Source organism: Paenibacillus sp. G2S3 (assembly GCF_030123105.1).
In the GTDB taxonomy this organism is placed as follows: Bacteria; Bacillota; Bacilli; order Paenibacillales; family Paenibacillaceae; genus Paenibacillus_AQ.
Genome location: NZ_CP126095.1, coordinates 2,467,251 through 2,486,345 on the forward strand (window position 1 = coordinate 2,467,251; position 19,095 = coordinate 2,486,345).

General features: G+C 42.8%; 11 protein-coding genes. 10 read left to right on the top strand and 1 reads right to left on the bottom strand.

Translation table 11 applies throughout. The features are described 5' to 3' along the window. The first annotated feature begins 84 nt into the window (after positions 1–84). The 10 genes from QNH28_RS10610 (at position 85) to QNH28_RS10655 (ending at position 17,553) form a co-directional block, all read left to right on the top strand. Positions 85–1,533: a response regulator transcription factor gene (locus tag QNH28_RS10610; RefSeq protein WP_283911319.1), complete on the top strand. Its 1,449-nt coding sequence runs from the start codon at positions 85–87 to the stop codon at positions 1,531–1,533. Then, the gene (locus QNH28_RS10615; RefSeq protein WP_283911320.1) at positions 1,520–3,319 is read left to right on the top strand and encodes a sensor histidine kinase; all 1,800 of its coding nucleotides are present in this window, start codon (positions 1,520–1,522) and stop codon (positions 3,317–3,319) included. Before QNH28_RS10610 ends, QNH28_RS10615 begins: the two co-directional genes overlap by 14 nt. A gap of 37 nt (positions 3,320–3,356) precedes the next feature. Next, positions 3,357–5,390 (top strand): hypothetical protein, encoded by a 2,034-nt coding sequence (locus tag QNH28_RS10620; RefSeq protein WP_283911321.1) that lies wholly within the window; start codon positions 3,357–3,359, stop codon positions 5,388–5,390. 28 nt (positions 5,391–5,418) lie between these two features. Next, entirely contained in the window at positions 5,419–6,192 is a 774-nt protein-coding gene (locus QNH28_RS10625; protein ID WP_283911322.1) for a sugar phosphate isomerase/epimerase family protein, read from the top strand. 34 nt (positions 6,193–6,226) lie between these two features. Beyond that, a complete protein-coding gene (locus QNH28_RS10630; RefSeq protein WP_283911323.1) occupies positions 6,227–7,249 on the top strand; it encodes a Gfo/Idh/MocA family protein in 1,023 nt (340 codons plus the stop codon). 308 nt (positions 7,250–7,557) lie between these two features. Next, on the top strand, positions 7,558–8,862 hold the full coding sequence (locus QNH28_RS10635) for an ABC transporter substrate-binding protein (protein WP_283911324.1): 1,305 nt from the start codon (positions 7,558–7,560) through the stop codon (positions 8,860–8,862). Positions 8,863–8,889: 27 nt separating this feature from the next. Then, entirely contained in the window at positions 8,890–9,810 is a 921-nt protein-coding gene (locus QNH28_RS10640; protein WP_283911325.1) for a cache domain-containing protein, read from the top strand. Then, the gene (locus QNH28_RS10645) at positions 9,807–10,610 is read left to right on the top strand and encodes a sensor histidine kinase (protein ID WP_283911326.1); all 804 of its coding nucleotides are present in this window, start codon (positions 9,807–9,809) and stop codon (positions 10,608–10,610) included. The genes QNH28_RS10640 and QNH28_RS10645 overlap by 4 nt, the downstream gene beginning before the upstream one ends. Then, complete coding sequence (locus QNH28_RS10650) at positions 10,607–12,091, top strand: response regulator transcription factor (RefSeq protein ID WP_283911327.1); 1,485 nt, start codon at positions 10,607–10,609, stop codon at positions 12,089–12,091. Before QNH28_RS10645 ends, QNH28_RS10650 begins: the two co-directional genes overlap by 4 nt. A 179-nt stretch (positions 12,092–12,270) precedes the next feature. Beyond that, the gene (locus QNH28_RS10655; RefSeq protein ID WP_283911328.1) at positions 12,271–17,553 is read left to right on the top strand and encodes a glycoside hydrolase family 97 N-terminal domain-containing protein; all 5,283 of its coding nucleotides are present in this window, start codon (positions 12,271–12,273) and stop codon (positions 17,551–17,553) included. A 207-nt stretch (positions 17,554–17,760) separates the two neighbouring features. Here QNH28_RS10655 and QNH28_RS10660 read toward each other — a convergent pair whose 3' ends face one another. Next, the gene (locus tag QNH28_RS10660; protein ID WP_283911329.1) at positions 17,761–19,047 is read right to left on the bottom strand and encodes an MFS transporter; all 1,287 of its coding nucleotides are present in this window, start codon (positions 19,045–19,047) and stop codon (positions 17,761–17,763) included. Between the last annotated feature and the right edge of the window lie 48 nt (positions 19,048–19,095).

The following is a 19,095-nucleotide window of genomic DNA, read 5'->3' on the forward strand; positions in this document are numbered from 1 at the left end:
ATAGTCATGAAAAGGGAACTCTTTGTCCAAGTGATAAAGACTTCCCTTTTCAGATACTAACGGCAGAAATGTGGTGAAACCTGTATGTATCGTGTAGTCATCGTGGACGATGAACCTTGGGCTTTGATTGGCATACGAAAATTAATAGAGCGCAACGGCAACAAATTTAAAATTATTTGCGAAACAACGGAGCCACTTAAAGCTTTAGAGGTGATTTGTGAAGAATACCCCGATGTCGTTTTTGCGGATATTCGAATGCCTGAAATGACGGGAATTGAATTGATGCAAAGGACTAGAGCACAGGAAAAAGACGTTGATTTTGTTGTAATCAGCGGGTTTGCAGAGTTCTCTTACGTGCAGCAAGCACTGCAAGAAGGTGCGATGGACTATCAATTAAAGCCTTTGGATATGGAAAAGGCACAGGAAATGCTAGATAAACTCTATAAAAAGCTAGAGAACAAACGCAGCACCAATGATTTAAGCTTTTATATTTCCTTGCGTGAAGATTTCAAAGATATTCAGCAGCTTTTGAACTCTCGTTTGCGTCATAAATTTTACAAGAGATATCAGGTCGTAACGGTGTATTTTAAAAGCGGTGAATATGATGATGAGGGTTTATTAGAATTAGAAAGTAGGGTACAACTCACAACCTTGAAATTAGGTCCAAAAAAATGTGTGTTTATTATTAATAGTGAAACAGATCAAAGTGAGTTCATTTATCGCAGTCTTGCCGCCAAAGAAAGTATCGTGGATCGAGCAGGGATTAGTTTATCTAGCGATAAAGAAGATCATATACCTATGCTTTTAAAAACTTCTGATATCGCGAGTGATGATTGTTTTATTGATACTTCGCGGCGGATCTCACAATACATTAAGGGCAAAAAAAATCTGATCAAACAATTTGTAGAAGAACTTATAGAGGCACTCGAAAGAGTTCAATACAAAAACGTGAAAGACTTTACATCGGAGATAGCGGATTTTTTTACTATAAACCAATTAGGCATTGAAGATGCCGTGTTTTTATGGAATGAACTAGTCATGCACACATCAAAGGATAACGAAAGCAGTAGTAGAATAACAGACTTTGAGTTTTTGGATTACAGTGAAATGAAAGAAAAGTTCATGAATCTGGAAATGCTAGGTGAATATGTTTTTGAACAATTATCCTACCCGGAACGAGATCAGCTTGGAGATGCAAATAAAAAATTTAAAGAACTGCTCGATTATACCAATAAGCATTTTCATGAAGAATTATATTTGAAGGATTTGTCCACAAAGTATTTTATTAATGTGAGTTATTGCTGTGAGCTGTTTAAAAAGGTTACCAATATGACGTTTTCCCAGTATATGACGGATTTGCGGATGAAAAAGGCTGTTGAATTGCTCCAGAACAGTAACCTGTCTATTGCAGACGTGTGTAAGAATGTTGGTTATAGTGATTATTTCTATTTTAATAAGGTATTTAAACGGAATATAGGGTGTACACCTTCCAAATATCGTAAAACGAGTGGAGATATGAATGCGCTTAATTAGGAATCTGAAGCTGAAACACCAAATATCCCTGTTGATTCTGATTGCACTGATTATGATGATCCTGATGCAGAGTATGTACAATATTTTCTTTAATTCGCTTACTCGGGAACGTGCGGCTAAGTATGCAGGTAATCTCATGGAGCAGGTAGCGCTAAATGTAAATACAATTGCGAACAATGTGGAGAGAGATTCCGTTACGATTAGTTATAGTAAGTACGTGCAGGAACTGATGGTGTCGAAGAATATTCTTCGGAAAATAGAATTAAACGACTATGTCTCCGAAATGTTTACGCATACAAGATCATCCAATCAAAATATTTATAGCATTCTTCTCTTGAGTAATAACGATATGCAAATCTCAGACGCACTACATTATAACAATGATATCTTGAAAACATTAGAAAAAATATATAATTTCAAAAGCGAGGATTTTAGAAAGCCTGTATTTTCTTCGATTGTGAGAGACCGCAGTGATGCGTTCTATTATTATTCCTATATTTCACCTATCTTTTCTTCTTTTGATAACTCCAAAATCGGAAACTGCATTTTTCTTTTAGATACGAGAGAACTAGAAAAATTAGTGAATACAACGGAATTAACGAAGAATTCACTCTTTCTGATCCTTGATTCTGACAATCGAGTAATTGCAAGTAATAAAGGGTTAAAAGCTGGAGAGTACTACGATAATATTTTTTGGCAAGAAGGAACAAGCAGTACAGCCAAAGATGAAATTGTGTATGAGGGCAAAAAATCCCTTGTCCAATATAAGAAAATTGAAAGTACGGATTGGAAAATCATCAGTGTTCTTCCTATCGCAGAGCTTACGAGTGATATGAAGCCTATTGTCACCATGGGAATCTGGTTAGGTGTCATCATGAGTATCTTGCTGACCATCATAGGAAGTGCATTTATGTACAATACAACGCGTCCCCTTATGCTGATCGTGAGATTTCTATCCAGAGTGGGTGATCGGGATTTAAATTATAGGTTAAAAATGCCATCCACTAATGAAGTGGGTATTATTGCTACCCATATCAATCAAATGCTAGACAATGTAGAAGAAATGACTCGAAATATCGTTGAGAATCAAACGTCTCTGTATGAAGCTGAATTATCCAAAAAACAAGCGGAACTATCTGCACTGCAACACCAGATTAATCCTCACTTCCTTTATAATACGTTGAACTGCTTGAGTAGCATTGGTTTGGCTTATGATGTGAGTGAAGTCGTTAGCATATCATCCGCGATGTCGCGCATCTTTCGATATAGCATTAAAGGTCAGGATTTAGTAAGTATTAAGGACGAAATGAGCAGCATTAAAGATTATCTGTTAATAATGGACATCCGGTACAAGGGTAAATTTGAGATTGTCATTGAAATGGAAGAGTCTTTTCTAGAAATGAAATCTTTGAAAATGATTCTTCAACCGATTGTGGAAAACGCGATGTACCATGGCTTGGAGATGAAAACAGGGGTTGGACGTCTGTCCATTAAGGGTTTTATTTCTGAAGATGGCTATATGCAGATCGATGTCGAGGATGATGGAGTAGGAATGACGGAGAATCAGTTATCCGAATTACGTAAAGGGATTCGAGATGATGAAAATATGGAGCAATTAGGTACGGATAAAAAAAGTATTGGGCTTAGCAATATTAATAAGCGGATCAAGCTACGATTTGGAGCACAGTATGGTCTGGATGTCGTTAGTGAAGCAGGTAAGGGAACGAAAGTCACTCTCATCCTGCCTATTATCGAACCAACAGGTAAAGTGCATCTATTAACTTGAGTCTTGTTAAGTTAGTAAAGGGAGGACAATTCAATTCATGGATTTATATGTGAAGAACAACGGGGAAAGTAAGCTTGGTATTGAGGTGTGCTACAACAGTGGCATCATTACGAACAATGCTGTTGCATTGTTGCTAGGGGAATGGAAGGATGAGTATCAGATTAGCGACCTTCAGCTACATTCCGAACCAATGGAAGGAAATCGTATTCGCATACTTGAGCCTAAAGGTATAGAAGGTAAGGATGATCAGACCTTTGTTATTTCTACTGAAATAGCAGATGAATATTACTATATCAATCTCTCAGGTACAAGTGAAAAGGCGATCCTCTATGGCATATGCGAAATTCTCGATCAGACCTATATCCTGGATCAAGACGTGCGGTTGCCCCAATTAAATATGACGAGTACACCGGATGTGAAAAAGAGAGGTGTCGAGCGACATTGGGGCCCGTCCATGACAAGAGCGGACAGTTTGGATGAGAACCTCAAGTTGATCAAGCTTTTAGCAAGAAAAAGAGTCAATCATCTCATGTGGATCGATAGTTGGATTAATTTGAGCTGGTATCCATTTCTTGATTTTAGGTATTTCCCCGTACTTCAACGAGTGGATAAAGAAGGAAAGATTAAGCTCGCGAAGGAGTGCCTTCGTACTATTATTAATGAAGCAAAAAAATGGGGGATGGATTTTTACTTATCCTGCACAGAGTTTAATATCCCTGAAGATCTTTTACAAAAATGCCCCGAGATGTTTTATCAAAATCCGGAAACGGGATTACACGTACTGCGGTTAGATTATGAGGATACTTGGTTGTTTTATAAAGCTAAAATCAAAGAGGTCATGGAGGACTTTCCTGCTCTTTCTGGAATTGAGCTATGGACAGGGGAGGCTATGGAAATATACCAGTGCTACCGTCCTGAATCAGATACAAGGTCGATTGGTGAGCTTTTCCTTATGATGTATGATTATGCTCTTGAGGCGATGGACGAGGTAGGAAGAAGTGATGGACGTGTTATTTGTTCTAGCTTTACCCATCATCCAGACTCTGAAAAATTATATGAAGATATATTAGGCAAATTACCAGAGCGTTGTGACTCACGTAGTAAAATGCAGGTGGAGGATTACTACCGTTATCATTCTCCCGCGACACTTCCAGGCAGGCTGTCACCGGGCAGGGAATGGGTCGAGTTTGATCTTGGAGGCGAGTACAGAGGGGATTGGGCCGGATGGATTACCTGTGCGCTTGCGTTTATACCAGATCGCATGAGGTATTACTATGATAAGGGTGTAAGCGGTTTCATGTGCAGGATACGCGGATATGCCCTGGGTCCTAACACCACTTTTATCGGAGATTATGAGGTTCTAAAAGGATTACAGTCTATTAAATATGATATCTATTTCAAATCCCTGTGGGACATGAATATCTCACTAGTCGATGTATGGCGTATGTGTAAGAGACGTAGCTTCTCCGATCAAATGTTGGAGTTCTTTCAATTGTCGGAAAAAGTGGCGGAACAAGCGCACTATGCCAATGAATGCATCGTGAATAATTTCCATTCCTCTTTTATAGGCTCGATTGAAAGATACGAGTGGCAGCTGGAATATGTAGATCACGTTTATAATACGGCGGGTATGGAAAGAAAGTGGATTTTAGAGCCTAGTGAGAATAATTTATCGCTCATTATAGATGAAAAAGAACAGGCTGTTCAGAATGTTTTAAGAATGAGTGACATCCTAGAACAGTGTAAACAAGAGCTCATTGAAGAGGACTATATTGCTTTGAGAAGATGTATGGACTATCAAATACAGGTTGTTAAAGTGTTTAAAGTGCATACTGAAATGTTCTTTAGGTACCGGGTACTCATGCTAACGAAGCTGGAGAACAGGCATAAACTTCTTGTGGATAGCATGAGAAGATGTGAAGAGGAAGTGGCTCAGCTACGTCTTTTTGATGAATTACAAGCCAAGCATGCTTATGCTTTGATTTCCGACATTAAATGGAGACTGAGCTGTGATATGCAAAAATATTATCATGAGCTAGCTTATCATGGTGTTTGTAAGGTAGCTGAGTGAAGAACATTTTCTTGGAGGGATAAAAGCGATGAGAAGAATGGGTATTGGTTTGCAGATGCATACTGTACGCGGGGAATTGGCTAAAGATTTTACTGGTACACTTCGCCGTGTAGCTGAGCTCGGCTATGAAGGGGTAGAATTTGCAGGTTACGGTGGTTTGTCTGCGGAAGCGCTGAAGGAACTGCTGCAAGAATTGAACTTAAAAGCAATTGGCGCTCATGTAAGTATTACCAAAATGAAGGCTGATTTGAATAAAGAAATTGAATATTTGTGTGCTATTGACGCTCCTTATCTCATTTGCCCGCATATTGCTGCTGTGGATCGCCAAACACCTGAAGCATGGCAAAGTTTGTTCGCTTTTTTTGCGGAAACAGGCCAACAGGTGAAGGAGAAAGGGCTTCAATTTGCTTACCATAACCATGCGTTCGAATTTGAGATGAAAGTAAACGATCAGTACGCATTCGATGCCATATATGCATCCGTTACTCCAGAGGCGCTGCAAGTGGAGCTGGATGCAGGCTGGGTTCAATTCGCAGGTCTGAACACACTGCAATACATTGCGAAATATGCAGGCCGCTTGCCGCTGCTTCATGTGAAAGATTTCAAAGGTGTCGTGGATGGAGATATCAATACGGTTGAGTTAGGTGAAGGCGAGATCGATCTGCACTCTGTAATTGGCGCCGGCTCGGACGCGGGTGTTGAATGGATTATCGTAGAGCAGGATCGTTGTGCGAACCCGCCTCTTGAAAGTGTTACTGCCAGCTACAACTGGCTGAAACAAAATTATTTATCCCAATTTTAATTTAAATACCATCACAAAAGGAGTCGAAACAGACATGAGCAAAATTAAGGTAGCAGTAATAGGTTGTGGAACAATTTCTAAAAAGAGACATATTCCGGAATACGCGGCGAATCCAAACGTTGAACTCGTAGCCTTTTGCGATCTGGTTCTTGAGAGAGCCGAAGTCTATGCACAACAGTACGGAGGTAGGGCCTATACAAGCTATGAAGAAATGCTAAAGGCGGAGAAGCCCGATGCCGTCAGCGTATGTACGCCGAACGTGCTGCACGCTCCATGTGCGATTGCAGTAGCGAATGCAGGCGCTCATGTACTTGTGGAAAAGCCGATGGCAACGAACACTCCGGATGCTTTAGCTATGATTGAAGCAGCAAGAAAGAACGGTGTGTTCTTGATGGCGGGGCAGAACCAACGTCTGATGCCGCCTCATCAAAAGGCCAAAGAAATTTTGCAAACAGGTAAAATGGGTAAAGTCATTTCCTTCCGTACGTCCTTTGGTCATCCGGGACCTGAACGCTGGAGTATTGATGGCCGCGACAGCTGGTTCTTCCGCAAGGAGGAAGCCATCATGGGTGCGATGGGCGACCTTGGCGTTCACAAAGCTGATTTGATCCGTTGGCTTCTTGGCGATGAAGTGGCTGAAGTCGCTGCTTTCGTGAACACGCTGCACAAAGAAGGAACCGATGTAGATGATAACGCGACCTGCATATTGCGTATGAAGAGCGGAACGGTCGGCACGTTAGTTGCCAGCTGGACGTATTATAAAGGCGGCGACAACAGCACGGTATTGTGGTGCGAGAATGGTGTTATGCATATCGGTACGCATCCGGTTGATCAAGTTATAGTCGAGCTTCGTGACGGCTCCGTTGAGAAGTATCAGGTCGGCGCGATGGCGACGAACGAGAAGCAAGTGCCTAGCGGCATCATGGACGCTTTTGTGGAAAGTATTGTAACGAATACACCACCGAGCATTTCCGGCGAAGAAGGACTGAAGTCGCTCGAGGTCATTCTGGCTGCTTTCGAATCGCAGGATTCGAAAAAGGTTGTTTCTTTGTCCTGATGTTATCCTACTCCCAAACTAAGGGGTGTTCCAACCAGCCATTTCACGGCTTTAGGGACACCCCTTCTCTGTATATTGCAACGGCCCCTTTATCTTATTACAGTAGAATTCAAGAATAACACATGAGAAAAATGGATGTACATTGACTTGGAAATACAATAGGATGATTGAAATGGTAATATAAACCACAATAAATTGAAAGATTAAAAATTTAACGATGATTAAACGTATTTTTTTGTAAGCGTAAACATTACTCTATGTTACTCTGTATGAAGAAAATTTCTAATACATGTGGAGGCAACGTGAAAATGAGAAGATACTGGATTACGGCATTGGGTTTGCTGCAAATCTTAGCTCTTGTGCTCCAGGCCTGCTCTGCTCCAAATTTTAAGGCAACCGCCAATAAGTTAAATGAAGTAAGAATCGGTGGTGGTTCCAAAAAAGAGGATTCCAGGCAAGTGAAGCTGTCCGTCTACATGTACGTTACGGATGTTAGGGTGCAGAACGTGTACTATGCGATCTCCCGTGCTTTTGAAGCAAAGAACCCGGAGATTCGGGTAGAACTGCAATTTCCTGGTTTTCAGTATGAGGAGATTCTAAAGGTTAAGCTGTCCACCAATGAACTACCGGATATCTTTGATACACATGGCTGGGCCAAGATACGTTATGGCAAATATCTTGAGGACCTTAGTGATGAACCGTGGGCGAAGCAGCTGACAGATACGATAAAGTCGGCAGTGACCGATGAACAAGGGAAGGTGTATGTGCTGCCAGTCAGCGAGGCAAGAGATGGTTTTTCATATAACATTAATGTTCTGGAAAAATACCATATTCGGGTTCCGAAAACTTATGATGAATTAATGGCTGCGGCAGATATCATCGTGAAGGAAAGCCATGGGCAGGTTGTTCCATTTTTTTTCTCTGGGGTCGATTCTTGGACCATTGGACAATATTTTGATTATTTCGCAAACGGATTTTTGGAGAATTCGGGAGCTGAAGTAAATACACAACTGAAGAATTCGGGAGATGACTGGAAACAGTGGGAAAGCATTGCTGTAATATGGAAGGAAATGTTCGATAAGGGTTATATCAATAAAGATGTTTTAACGGTGAAATACAGTGAGCTACCGAAATTGTTTGCGGAGGATAAAGTGGCTTTTTCCTTTGCTTCACCCTCCTTTGCAGACGATGCATATGAGATTAATACCGGTACCAAAATCGGCATAATGCCAGTTCCCTCTATGAATGAGCGAGCGGTTCCTACTTTTTCGGGAGGGGAGCGCAACACGCTTGGTATCTGGGAAAATTCCAGTCATCTAAAGGAGGCAAAGCTGTTAGTCAATTTTTTTGCTCAGCCGGACAATATGAAAAAAATTGCAGATGTCGTCAAAATTCCACCGGGCTTAAAGGGGATCACACCTCAGCATGAATTTATGCCATTTTATAAACAGTATAAGGATGTCCCTGTAATTCCGTATTTTGATCGTATTTATTTGCCTAACGGGATGTGGGAAGTGGTGCGGCGACTAGGCATAGAGCTGCTGGCAGGTGAAATTACTCCAGTGAAATTTGAGCAAGTTATGAAACAGGAAGAGGAGCGGCTGTCCAACTAACAGCCAAGCGAAGGGGGACAAATAGAGATGAGACCGGGTTCTTTTCGTTTCAAGCTGGTGATGCTTTACTTCTGGACGATTGTCATTCCAATCGTAATCATTGTATTCTTTTTTCCAAATTATTTTCAAAAATTAATGATCAAGCAGAATACACAATACGCTGAGAGCATGTCCGCCTCCTTCACGAAAAATATAGAGACGTATCTCAATGAATTGGAACGGTTGACCTTAACACCGTATTTCGACAGTGACATTATGAAGGCACTAAAATATAAGGCCAAGCAAAACGATGAAATCCAGCTCACGCCGATAGAAAAGCTGAGGATGGATAATGCACTGAATGAAAAGTTTCACAATTTTATTCGCATGTCGCGCGAGGATATTTCAGGGACAACATTGGTCACACCCGACGGCTCTATTTATGCCAAATCAACAGATTTGACCACACCGGTAGACAATTACCCTTTTACAGCTACCAAATGGTACCGTAAAGCGCTTGAGGCGAATGGTTCTGCCGTATTTATTGGTAGCCACAAGCAGGATTATTTGAAGCAACCGCTGCTTACGGATGTTTTTTCCGTTGCCAGAATAATTAGAGATCCCGATACGGAGATGCAGCTTGCCGTTATTATTGCCGATGCTGATACTCAGGTGCTCAAGAAACTGATCCAGGATTTTCGCTTCAATGTCAATTCCACGATTGCAGTGCTTGATGACGAACATCGCGTGGTCTATTCCAACGCAGAATTGACGCCTTCTATGCTAGAAAGTGTAGACAAATCCTCAGACAGTGTAAGCGATGACAAGGATACATATCAAGTAATACAACGGGACATTGGAACATCTCAATGGAAGCTGGTTTTTTTTTGCCGAATTCCGAAATCATCAATCAGCTTAGGTGGATCTATGTTATTGGCGTCTTGTTCGCGATCTGCGGCTTATTCTTGACAGTTATTGTATTTTTTCTTTTATCTAAATGGATTATTCGTCCCTTCCAAGAGATTATCTCTACGATGAAAAAGGTGGAGCTTGGTAGGTTACAGACACGCCTGCAGGTCAGGGGCAAGGATGAGGTGGCCCAGATCGGATTAGCTTTTAACCGGATGATCCATCAGGTCGAGGATCTTATTGTGAGAGAATACCAGGCGAAATTCAACCAGCAGCAAGCGGAGTATCGCTCACTTCAAGCCCAGATCCAGCCCCATTTTCTATACAATATTCTGAATGGATTTATTGGACTTAACCGGATTGGTGAGCGGGAAAAGCTGGAAGAATCGATTATTCACCTCAGCAAAATGCTTAGATATATTCTTGGACAGCGGGACTGGACGAGTATCAAGGAGGAATGTGATTTTCTTGCCTGGTACTGTCAGTTACAGAAACTCCGCTTTCATGACCGTCTTCAATATCATATTACTTTTGATACAGCGTGTATGGATATCCAGATTCCAAAGCTACTACTGCAGCCACTGGTCGAGAATAGCATTATTCACGGGATTGAACCTCTAAATTATCCAAGAGAAATGAAGGTCAATGCTCAAATCCATGAGGACTCATTTCTCTCCATCACGGTAGTTGACAATGGCATAGGCTTTAACATAGATAACACTGACAAAAGTGTAGGTTTGACTAATGTTAAGGATCGCCTGTTGCTTGCTTTTCCAAATGGGGAGTTTGAGCTAGTTAGCAGCGTTGGGGACGGTACAAGCATTCATATTAAAATTCCGATGAAGGACGTGTTTAGATGAAGATAGTGATCGCGGATGATGAATTTCTGGCCCAGCAAACACTCCTCAGTATGATTCGTGAAATCAAGGGTGACTGGGAAATCGTTGGTGTCGCAGGCAGTGGGATTGAACTGCTAGATATTGTATTAGAGAAACGTCCTGATATTGCCTTTGTGGATATCAAGATGCCTGGTATGAACGGAATTGAAGCCATTCGTCGAGCAAAGGCAGGCTCTGCTGATACGGAGTGGTTCATTCTGTCGGGCTATTCGGAGTTTGCGTTTGCTCAAGAAGGGATCCAGCTTGGGGTCAAAAATTATCTGCTCAAGCCTTTGAGTCTGGGTGAACTGCGGGAGGCGCTTTTGATGGCACAGACTGCGGTGCAGGAGCGCCTAGCCAGCAAGCAAAGACTGTTCGCGAATACTATATGGAATCGTAATTACGGTCTTGAAAGTGCTGAAGCTAGGGTGAAGGAACAGGCAAGCATGCAAGTTCAATTAGCAGTCGTGTTCGTCGACAGCTATCTTCTCGATGAGAGGGCAACTTCCATACCGCTTAAGCAAGTTTATACCTATATCAATCAGATTATCGAAGAGTTCGCGAATCAAGGACTACTTCTAACCTGGATGATCCTTCCAGGTGGTCATATTGCTGTGGTTGGGGCCTCGCGTCATGGAAACCATGACAAGGAATTGCTGGACGGTTTCTTTCAAGAGCTGCAGCAAATGATGGATGATTCCGATATATCTTCAGAAATTAGGCTGACAGTGGTTTCCTCACAGGCACAGCTAGCACTTGATGAAATCGGCGAGCAGGTGGACGAAATCGTTGATCGCGGGATTTACCGTATGCTGAAGGGATTGGGGAAGATATGGAATGCGAGTTCCTTCCGACATTTCAACGGAGAACATTATGAGCTGTGCAGCAGAATGGCGCATCTGGTCCAGATGTACAAAGAAAAGAAATATACCCGATATATGGATGAGTTGTTTGAGATGAAACAGTATACTACGGTACGACGGCATGTCTTGGAGGGCAACGGCATCAGGGAAGCACTGTATGATTACCTGAATACGACACTATGTGTGCAGCTAGAGCCTGCGGCTTCTTTTGCAAAGAATATCATACTCTTGAAGACGCACGGGAATAGCTTGCTTCAACGGATGAACAAGGATGAACCGCCTCAGGATATTGTATATAAGGTTATCCAGTACATGAAGTCCAACTACAGGGATGAAATCGGAACCACAAGGATTGCTGGACATTTTCAGGTATCACCGAATTATCTTAGCACGGTATTTCACCAGAAAACCGGGTCTACGATCATGCGTTTTCTAACGGAGCTGCGTATTAATAAGGCCAAGGAGATTCTTGCCGTAGGTGATTTACAGATTCAGGAAGCGGCGGAACTGGTGGGCTATATTAATCCTGCGTATTTTACGAATTTGTTCAAAAAATTTGAGGGTTGCTCTCCTACTGAATATAAGCAAATGCTGAGGTAATAAGAGAATGAGTCATCCATGGGTTGGATAAAAGAAACTAAGAGGACCATAAAAAATAGTGGGTCAACCTTAATTATCTTACTCATGTAAGCGGTAACAATTGTGCTAAACTCTTGCAGTAGAAGCCAATCAGGGATTACCCAGTGGCGGAATAACATATAAGAAAGAGGAGGATTAGTGTGAAAAAGAGAAAAAAGAAAACTTTAAAATGGGTCTTGGCGCTTGTCTTGTCTAGCCAGATGATTGTGGGTAATGTAGTGCCCGCACTTGCGGTGGAGCCGCCAGCTGCGGAAGAAGCAAGCATGGTGCTGGATAGTGCATGGGAAGTAGAAAACCCGACAGTAGGAAACCTCGTTGTTAATAAGGATGGAAGTATTACGATCACAACTGAAGGTGGAGCAATTAATGATGCAACAGGAATGAAAAACATTCTTTATTACAAGCTTCCGAACCTGACTGACTATGATTTTACTGTCAAAGTAAATGGGAATTTTACGGCAAACTATCATGGGGCTCAGCTGATGATCGCAAGCGGAAAGAACCGTGCAAATGCTGTTGGTGTGATTCGCAGATATCATGGATATCTTGGTGGAACATATGGAACAAACATGCTCATGGGCGTTATGCAGAATGGTGGTACACCGAACGAGTACTATGAAGGTGCTTCAACCATCGGCAATGAGTTTTATCTGAAACTGCAGAAGCAGAACGGAAGAATCACCGGTTTCTATGCAGCACAGTACAGTGACAACAAAGAAGAGTGGAATCAGATTATTGATACCACTGGCGGTAAAAATTATCAATATATAGATAAGGGTAATGCACTCATTGAGCCTGAGAACATTTATTTAGGAATCGCTGCGGCAAACGGTGGCGGGGCTACACCTACAAAAATTACGTTCTCTGATCTGAGAATCGGTGGTGAACCGGTACCCTTCGCTATAAATTCAAGTGCATTAAAATCCGTTGTGCTTTCTGGTGAAGCGAAAATGGGTGTAGGTGCTGCACATAAACAAACGCTTAACGTGACAGGTGCAGATTATGATCAAAATGAAATCACAGCCTTTGATTCAGTAGTCTACACAAGCAGTGATAAAGATGTGGCAACGATTAATGAAGACGGAGTTGTTACTGGTGTACGTAACGGCAATGTAGTAGTTACTGCCGAAGCAACATTGGGCGAAGTTACAAAAATAGCTACTCTGGCCATTCAAGTTGGAGATATTGAGACAGAAGAATCATGGGAACTTTCATCTCCAGATGGCAATACAAAGATGACGGTAGAAATGATCACAGGTGGAGTTCTTCAATATACTGCGGAAAAGAATGGCGTAGAGAATATTGGAACATCACCACTTGGTTTAGTAACCAGCTTAGGTGACTTTTCGAGTGGCCTTGTATTAAGAGAGGCTTCAGAAGTGAAAGAAACCAACGAAAGCTATAAGGTGCTTTCCGGTAAGAGTGATGAATATACAAATCACTATAATGAACAGACGCTTACATTTGCAAAGAAAAATGATGATTCTGTTAAATTTGACTTGATCATCCGCGCATATGATGATGGAACGGCATACAGATATGCTGTCCGCACAGATGGGAATAAAGAAATTAAAATCAGTGATGAAGTATCAGGCTTACAGCTTCCGAAAACAGCAGATGTATATTGGATGAACTATACTTCGGCTACATGGAACTATGAAGGTCAGTATCAAGTAACTACTACGGAAGGATTAACAGCGGGCTCTACTCCCTCCATACCGTTCTTATATGGAAAAGATGGTGTATGGACGCTGTTCTCAGAAGCAGACCTCAACGGAACTTACACGGGTTCTATGTTTACAGTAAAAGAAAACGGGTTGTTAGATGTTTCATTCTCTAAGACACAAGGGACGAAGGCTGTAGTGACAACAACGCCTTTTAAATCTCCATGGAGAGCGGCAATCACAGGTACTCCGAAAGACATTGTCGAAAATACAATGATTGAAAACCTGAGTACTCCTGCAGATTACGAAACATATGACTATGAATCATGGGTAGACCCAGGTTTATCTTCCTGGTCATGGGTAGCTAACTGGGGAAGTGGAATCAGTGATCAGTCGAAAGCTGAAACGCATTTGAACTGGATTGAATTTGGAGCTGAAATAGGATGGGATTATTATATCCTTGATGAAGGATGGAGTATGGGCGGTCGCGGAAAAGTTAGTGGTATGCGTGAATGGTGGCCGCAAGTAAAAGAGTTTGCAAAAGAAAAAGGAGTTAGATTGTGGGCATGGGTACATGTAAGCGATATTGATACACAGGCAGAACGCGACAAGCACTTTAAAGAATGGTCTGAACAAGGTATCGTAGGCATTAAGCCGGACTTCTTTGATGGGGAAGGCCAGAGTAATATGCAGCTTTATGATGATCTGTATAAAGATGCGGCGAAGTACCATCTCATGGTTCTTGCACATGGTGCAAATAAACCAACCGGTGAAATTCGTACTTATCCAAACGTATATGGACGTGAAGCAATCCGTGGGCAGGAAGCAGGAGGTATTACTGCGGAACAGTACACAATGATTCCGTTTATCCGAGCGGCAATTGGACCGGCAGAGGTTACTGAAGAGATCAGATCTAAGGATTATAACAAGACGACTATGGGATTCCAATTCGCATTGACAGCGTTGATTGAAGACGGAATTCATAGTATGGGTTCTGCGCCAGATGTTTATAGAAGTATTCCGGAAGGAATGTCCTACTATAAAAATTACCCGAAAAAATGGGATGCCACAGAATTTGTTGGCGGTGAAATTGCCCAATATGTGAGCATAGCAAGAAGAGCCGAAACTAACTGGTATGTTTCTGGAATCAGTGTGAATCCAAGAACGATACAAGTTCCATTAAATTACCTTGACGCAGGCAAAAAGTATACGGTATTGCTTTACAAAGAAAACGACAGACGGGACGTAGATATGAGTATTATCCCGAATGTTACAAACGAAACAGTATTAGACATCAATGTACTCTATGGCGGTGGATATGCATTACGTGCAGTTCCGACAGCAGAGTTGGATAGCATCACTTCAATCGTTGTCAATCCGGCAGAAGTGACAGTAGAAAAAGGATATTTATCTGATCCGGTTGCAGTTACACTCAGTCCGCAAGCTGCAGAATTCAAAGATGTTATATGGAGTGTTGCAGACAAAACAATCGCAACTGTAAATCAGAACGGTGTAATCAGAGGCGTTGCTAAAGGTGAGACTACAGTAACGGTGTCTTCTGCATACGACAGTACTATAAAAGCAGAAATTAAAGTAACGGTTACACCTCCAAGGTATGTTCTTGATAATGATAAATGGACAATTCTTAATCCAAGTGAAAATGTGATTATCAATAATGCCGATTCTGCAACAATCACAACAGAAACGGGAGTCCTTGGCGCTAATAACTGGAAAAACATGTTCTCTATGGACGTACCGGAAGGCGATAAAGATTTTACTATCACAGCTAAGATTTCCGGCGGCCTTAAGGCAAATTATCAGGGTGGATTTATCACAGTCTTTAATAAAGCGAACCCAAATAGCTTATCGGTAGCAGCAGGACGGCGTTATCATAGCGGCATCATGGGAGCTCACCCTCAGGCGTTCGGCGTAATGTCAACAGCCTCAGGAGCTACCAATGAATATTACAACACAGATGATAATTATAATAATGATGCTTACGTTAAGATTCAAAAGGTTGGAAATAAATTTATTAATTCCTATAGCTATGATGGTGTAAATTGGACAGCAATTACCAACAAAGGAACACCTCAAACTACTACAAATGCAAATTTAGCAGCAAGTGCAAATCTTTCTGTAGGTTTCTATGCAGGTTCCGGTGGGGGACAAACAGCAATTGATGTCAAAGTTAGCGATTTTACTTACAATGATGTGAAGGTACCGATAGCAATTGACACCTTGGAAACAGAAGTTGTTGATAAAACGGCGCTGAATGATGCAATAGCATCTGTAGAAGCATTAAAAGAAGCAGACTACACAGCGGACAGCTGGGCAGAATTAGTAGCTCAATTGAATGCAGGAAAAGATGTAGCTGCAAAGGAGAATGCTACAGAGCATGAAGTGGCTGAAGCAATAGCAGCAATTAAAGCAGCAGTAAAAGCACTAGTATCAGTAGATCCACAAGTTGTTGATAAAACGGCGCTGAATGATGCAATAGCATCTGTAGAAGCATTAAAAGAAACAGACTACACAGCGGACAGCTGGGCAGTATTAGTTGCTCAATTGAATGCAGGAAAGGATGTAGCTGCAAAGGAGAATGCTACAGAGCAGGAAGTGGCTGAAGCAACAGCAGCAATTAAAGCAGCAGTAGAAGCACTAGTATCAGTAGATCCAGAAGTTGTTGATAAAACGGCGCTGAATGATGCAATAGCATCTGTAGAAGCATTAAAAGAAGCAGACTACACAGCGGACAGCTGGGCAGTATTAGTAGCTCAATTGAATGCAGGAAAAGATGTAGCTGCAAAGGAGAATGCTACAGAGCAGGAAGTGGCTGAAGCAACAGCAGCAATTAAAGCAGCAGTAGAAGCACTTACTAGAGAGGCTGGGACACCAACACCAACACCAACACCAGCGCCAACACCAACACCAACATCAACACCAGCGCCAACACCAGCGCCAACACCAGCGCCAACATCAACACCAGCGCCAACACCAGCGCCAACACCAACATCAACACCAGCGCCAACACCAACACCAACACCAACACCAACACCAACACCAGCGCCAACATCAACACCAACACCAACACCAACACCAGCGCCCGTTCAGCCGGGAGTGCAATTCATGAACAATGTCGTTGATATTGCCAATGTGCTAACCAGCTTCGCCCAAAAAATTGAAGATGCCAAGTCCAATCCGGAACCACTGAAATTTAAGGATACTTCCTCTCATTGGGCTGACTCCACCATTGGTATCTTTACGAAGTTAGGATTGGTTACTGGTTATCAAGACGGCAGCTTCCAGCCGGATACAAGCATCACCCGTGCGGAGTTCGCTACGATTCTTGCTAAGGTATTTGGCTTTGCAGGCAACGCTGGCGAAAGCTCCTTAAGTGATATTTCCGGTCACTGGGCCGAAGCTTCAATTGCCGCCCTGAAGCAAAAAGGTGTAATTTCCGGCTACCCGAACGGCACATTCCTGCCTGATCGGGAAATCAGCCGCGCCGAGATTATTGCAATGATCTCCAGGATCATTAACCTGAACAGCGTTAATGCAGCGTCCTCCAGCTTCACGGATCTGGATAAGACATGGAATAAGGAGCAGATCGAGCAAGCGGCGGCAGTCGGCATCATTAGCGGGGTGGGAAATGGTATGTTCCTTCCAGCCAAGCAGGCTTCCCGTGCCGAAGCGTTAACTATTGTACTGCACATTCTAGAGACTAATCTGGAGCTTAAGAACCTTCTGAATACCCTGAAATAAGCTAACCATTGGTTTTACTAAGGGGACTTGTCTAAATAAAAGCCCGCCCAGCCATTACAAAGGCCGGAGCGGGTTTCTTCTGTGTGCAAGAGGGCAGTCACGGCCTTTTACCAATCAATAAACTTAAATGTAACTCTCGAAAACTTTAAGATCCGGCTTAAGCTTTTGCATGCAATCTAGCATTGCTCGGTGGAGAATCGGATATCTTTATGCTTTATTTTCCAGGCCGGATGCCTTTTCCATTTCAAGGAACGCTTTCGGCTTCTTTGCAACGACGATGAGCACCGCGGATACGGTGAAGACGATGACTGCGACCCAGAATGCTACTCTATACCCTGCTGTTTCAGCGATCTTCGAGATCGTTGGGACACCAACTGTATCACCACAGATTGATCGGATAGCAAAAGCTAGTCCCCAGAGCGCGCCGAAGTTCATTGGACCTACCAGCTTTATAATGACAAGAGGAACGGCAGAAGCCCAGATCCCCATGCCTAAGCCGAACAGGATGCCATAGGAGACTAGCCAGCCGTACCCGGAATCCGGCTCAGTGTAAGTAAGGATGATGGTAGCGGCTAGCAACAACATGTTACCAAAACAGAATACAAGCTTAGGATTGATTCGGTCCGACAACCATCCGAAGAAGATTGTGCTGACGCCACCGGATAAACCAATGAAACCGAGTGCAGATCCTATAGTTTTCGTGTTAAACGTTAGGTCGCTTAAATAAGCGGCTGCGTTCTGCATGACGCCGATCTGTCCGAAGCCGAGCGCAGCAAATGCGATACAAACAAGAATCATGGCAGGTGTCTTCATGGCCTGATTGCGAGTGAGTCCAATGAGGACTGGGCGTTTCTTGGTCGGTGTCGCTTCGAAATCCTCTTGGGTAAGCCCATCAGGCAGAAGACCGATGTCCTGAGGCTTCGTTTTCACCAACAGCAATGCAATGAGAAGCAGAACGATTACGATCGCGCTGTTAGCGAGATAAGCAGCCCGTACTCCCGACGAGTCTATTATGGTAGCGAGAAAGGATGGCGCAAATATGGCACACACGCTGGCACCACAGCTGATAATGCCTGTGGCGAGACCGCGGCGTTTATCGAACCATGCTGTCGCCAGCGTACTGGTTACTGCTGGTCCCGTAAAAGCGCTACCAATACCGACAAGTGCATAACAAATATAGTACACCGGGAGCGAGTTGGTGATAGAGAGTAGAGCGTTTCCGCCCCCAAGCAGAATCACTCCAATAAGAATGAGCTTCTTTACCCTGCCTTTGGTGACCTGGTTGCCTACGTAGGCGCTGACCACGCCCATGCATATGGTGAAGATTGACGATGCCAATGCAATCGAAGTTCTCGGTACATCCAGCGACTCAGACATAGGGACTAAAAATAAGCTGAACGAATAAATCATCAACCCTGTTGAAGCGAAAGTGCATAGGAAAGCTGCAAGCACTACGAACCAACCGTAATAGATTTTCTTTGTTGTCTTTTGCATCTTCGTGTCCTTTCTAATTAACAATAAATTAGATATAATCAAACTATG

Coding starts and splice junctions, on each gene's coding strand:
- QNH28_RS10610 (WP_283911319.1), top strand. CDS start 85: ATGTATCGTGTAGTCATCGTGGACGATGAACCTTGGGCTTTGATTGGC.
- QNH28_RS10615 (WP_283911320.1), top strand. CDS start 1,520: ATGCGCTTAATTAGGAATCTGAAGCTGAAACACCAAATATCCCTGTTG.
- QNH28_RS10620 (WP_283911321.1), top strand. CDS start 3,357: ATGGATTTATATGTGAAGAACAACGGGGAAAGTAAGCTTGGTATTGAG.
- QNH28_RS10625 (WP_283911322.1), top strand. CDS start 5,419: ATGAGAAGAATGGGTATTGGTTTGCAGATGCATACTGTACGCGGGGAA.
- QNH28_RS10630 (WP_283911323.1), top strand. CDS start 6,227: ATGAGCAAAATTAAGGTAGCAGTAATAGGTTGTGGAACAATTTCTAAA.
- QNH28_RS10635 (WP_283911324.1), top strand. CDS start 7,558: ATGAGAAGATACTGGATTACGGCATTGGGTTTGCTGCAAATCTTAGCT.
- QNH28_RS10640 (WP_283911325.1), top strand. CDS start 8,890: ATGAGACCGGGTTCTTTTCGTTTCAAGCTGGTGATGCTTTACTTCTGG.
- QNH28_RS10650 (WP_283911327.1), top strand. CDS start 10,607: ATGAAGATAGTGATCGCGGATGATGAATTTCTGGCCCAGCAAACACTC.
- QNH28_RS10660 (WP_283911329.1), bottom strand. CDS start 19,047: ATGCAAAAGACAACAAAGAAAATCTATTACGGTTGGTTCGTAGTGCTT.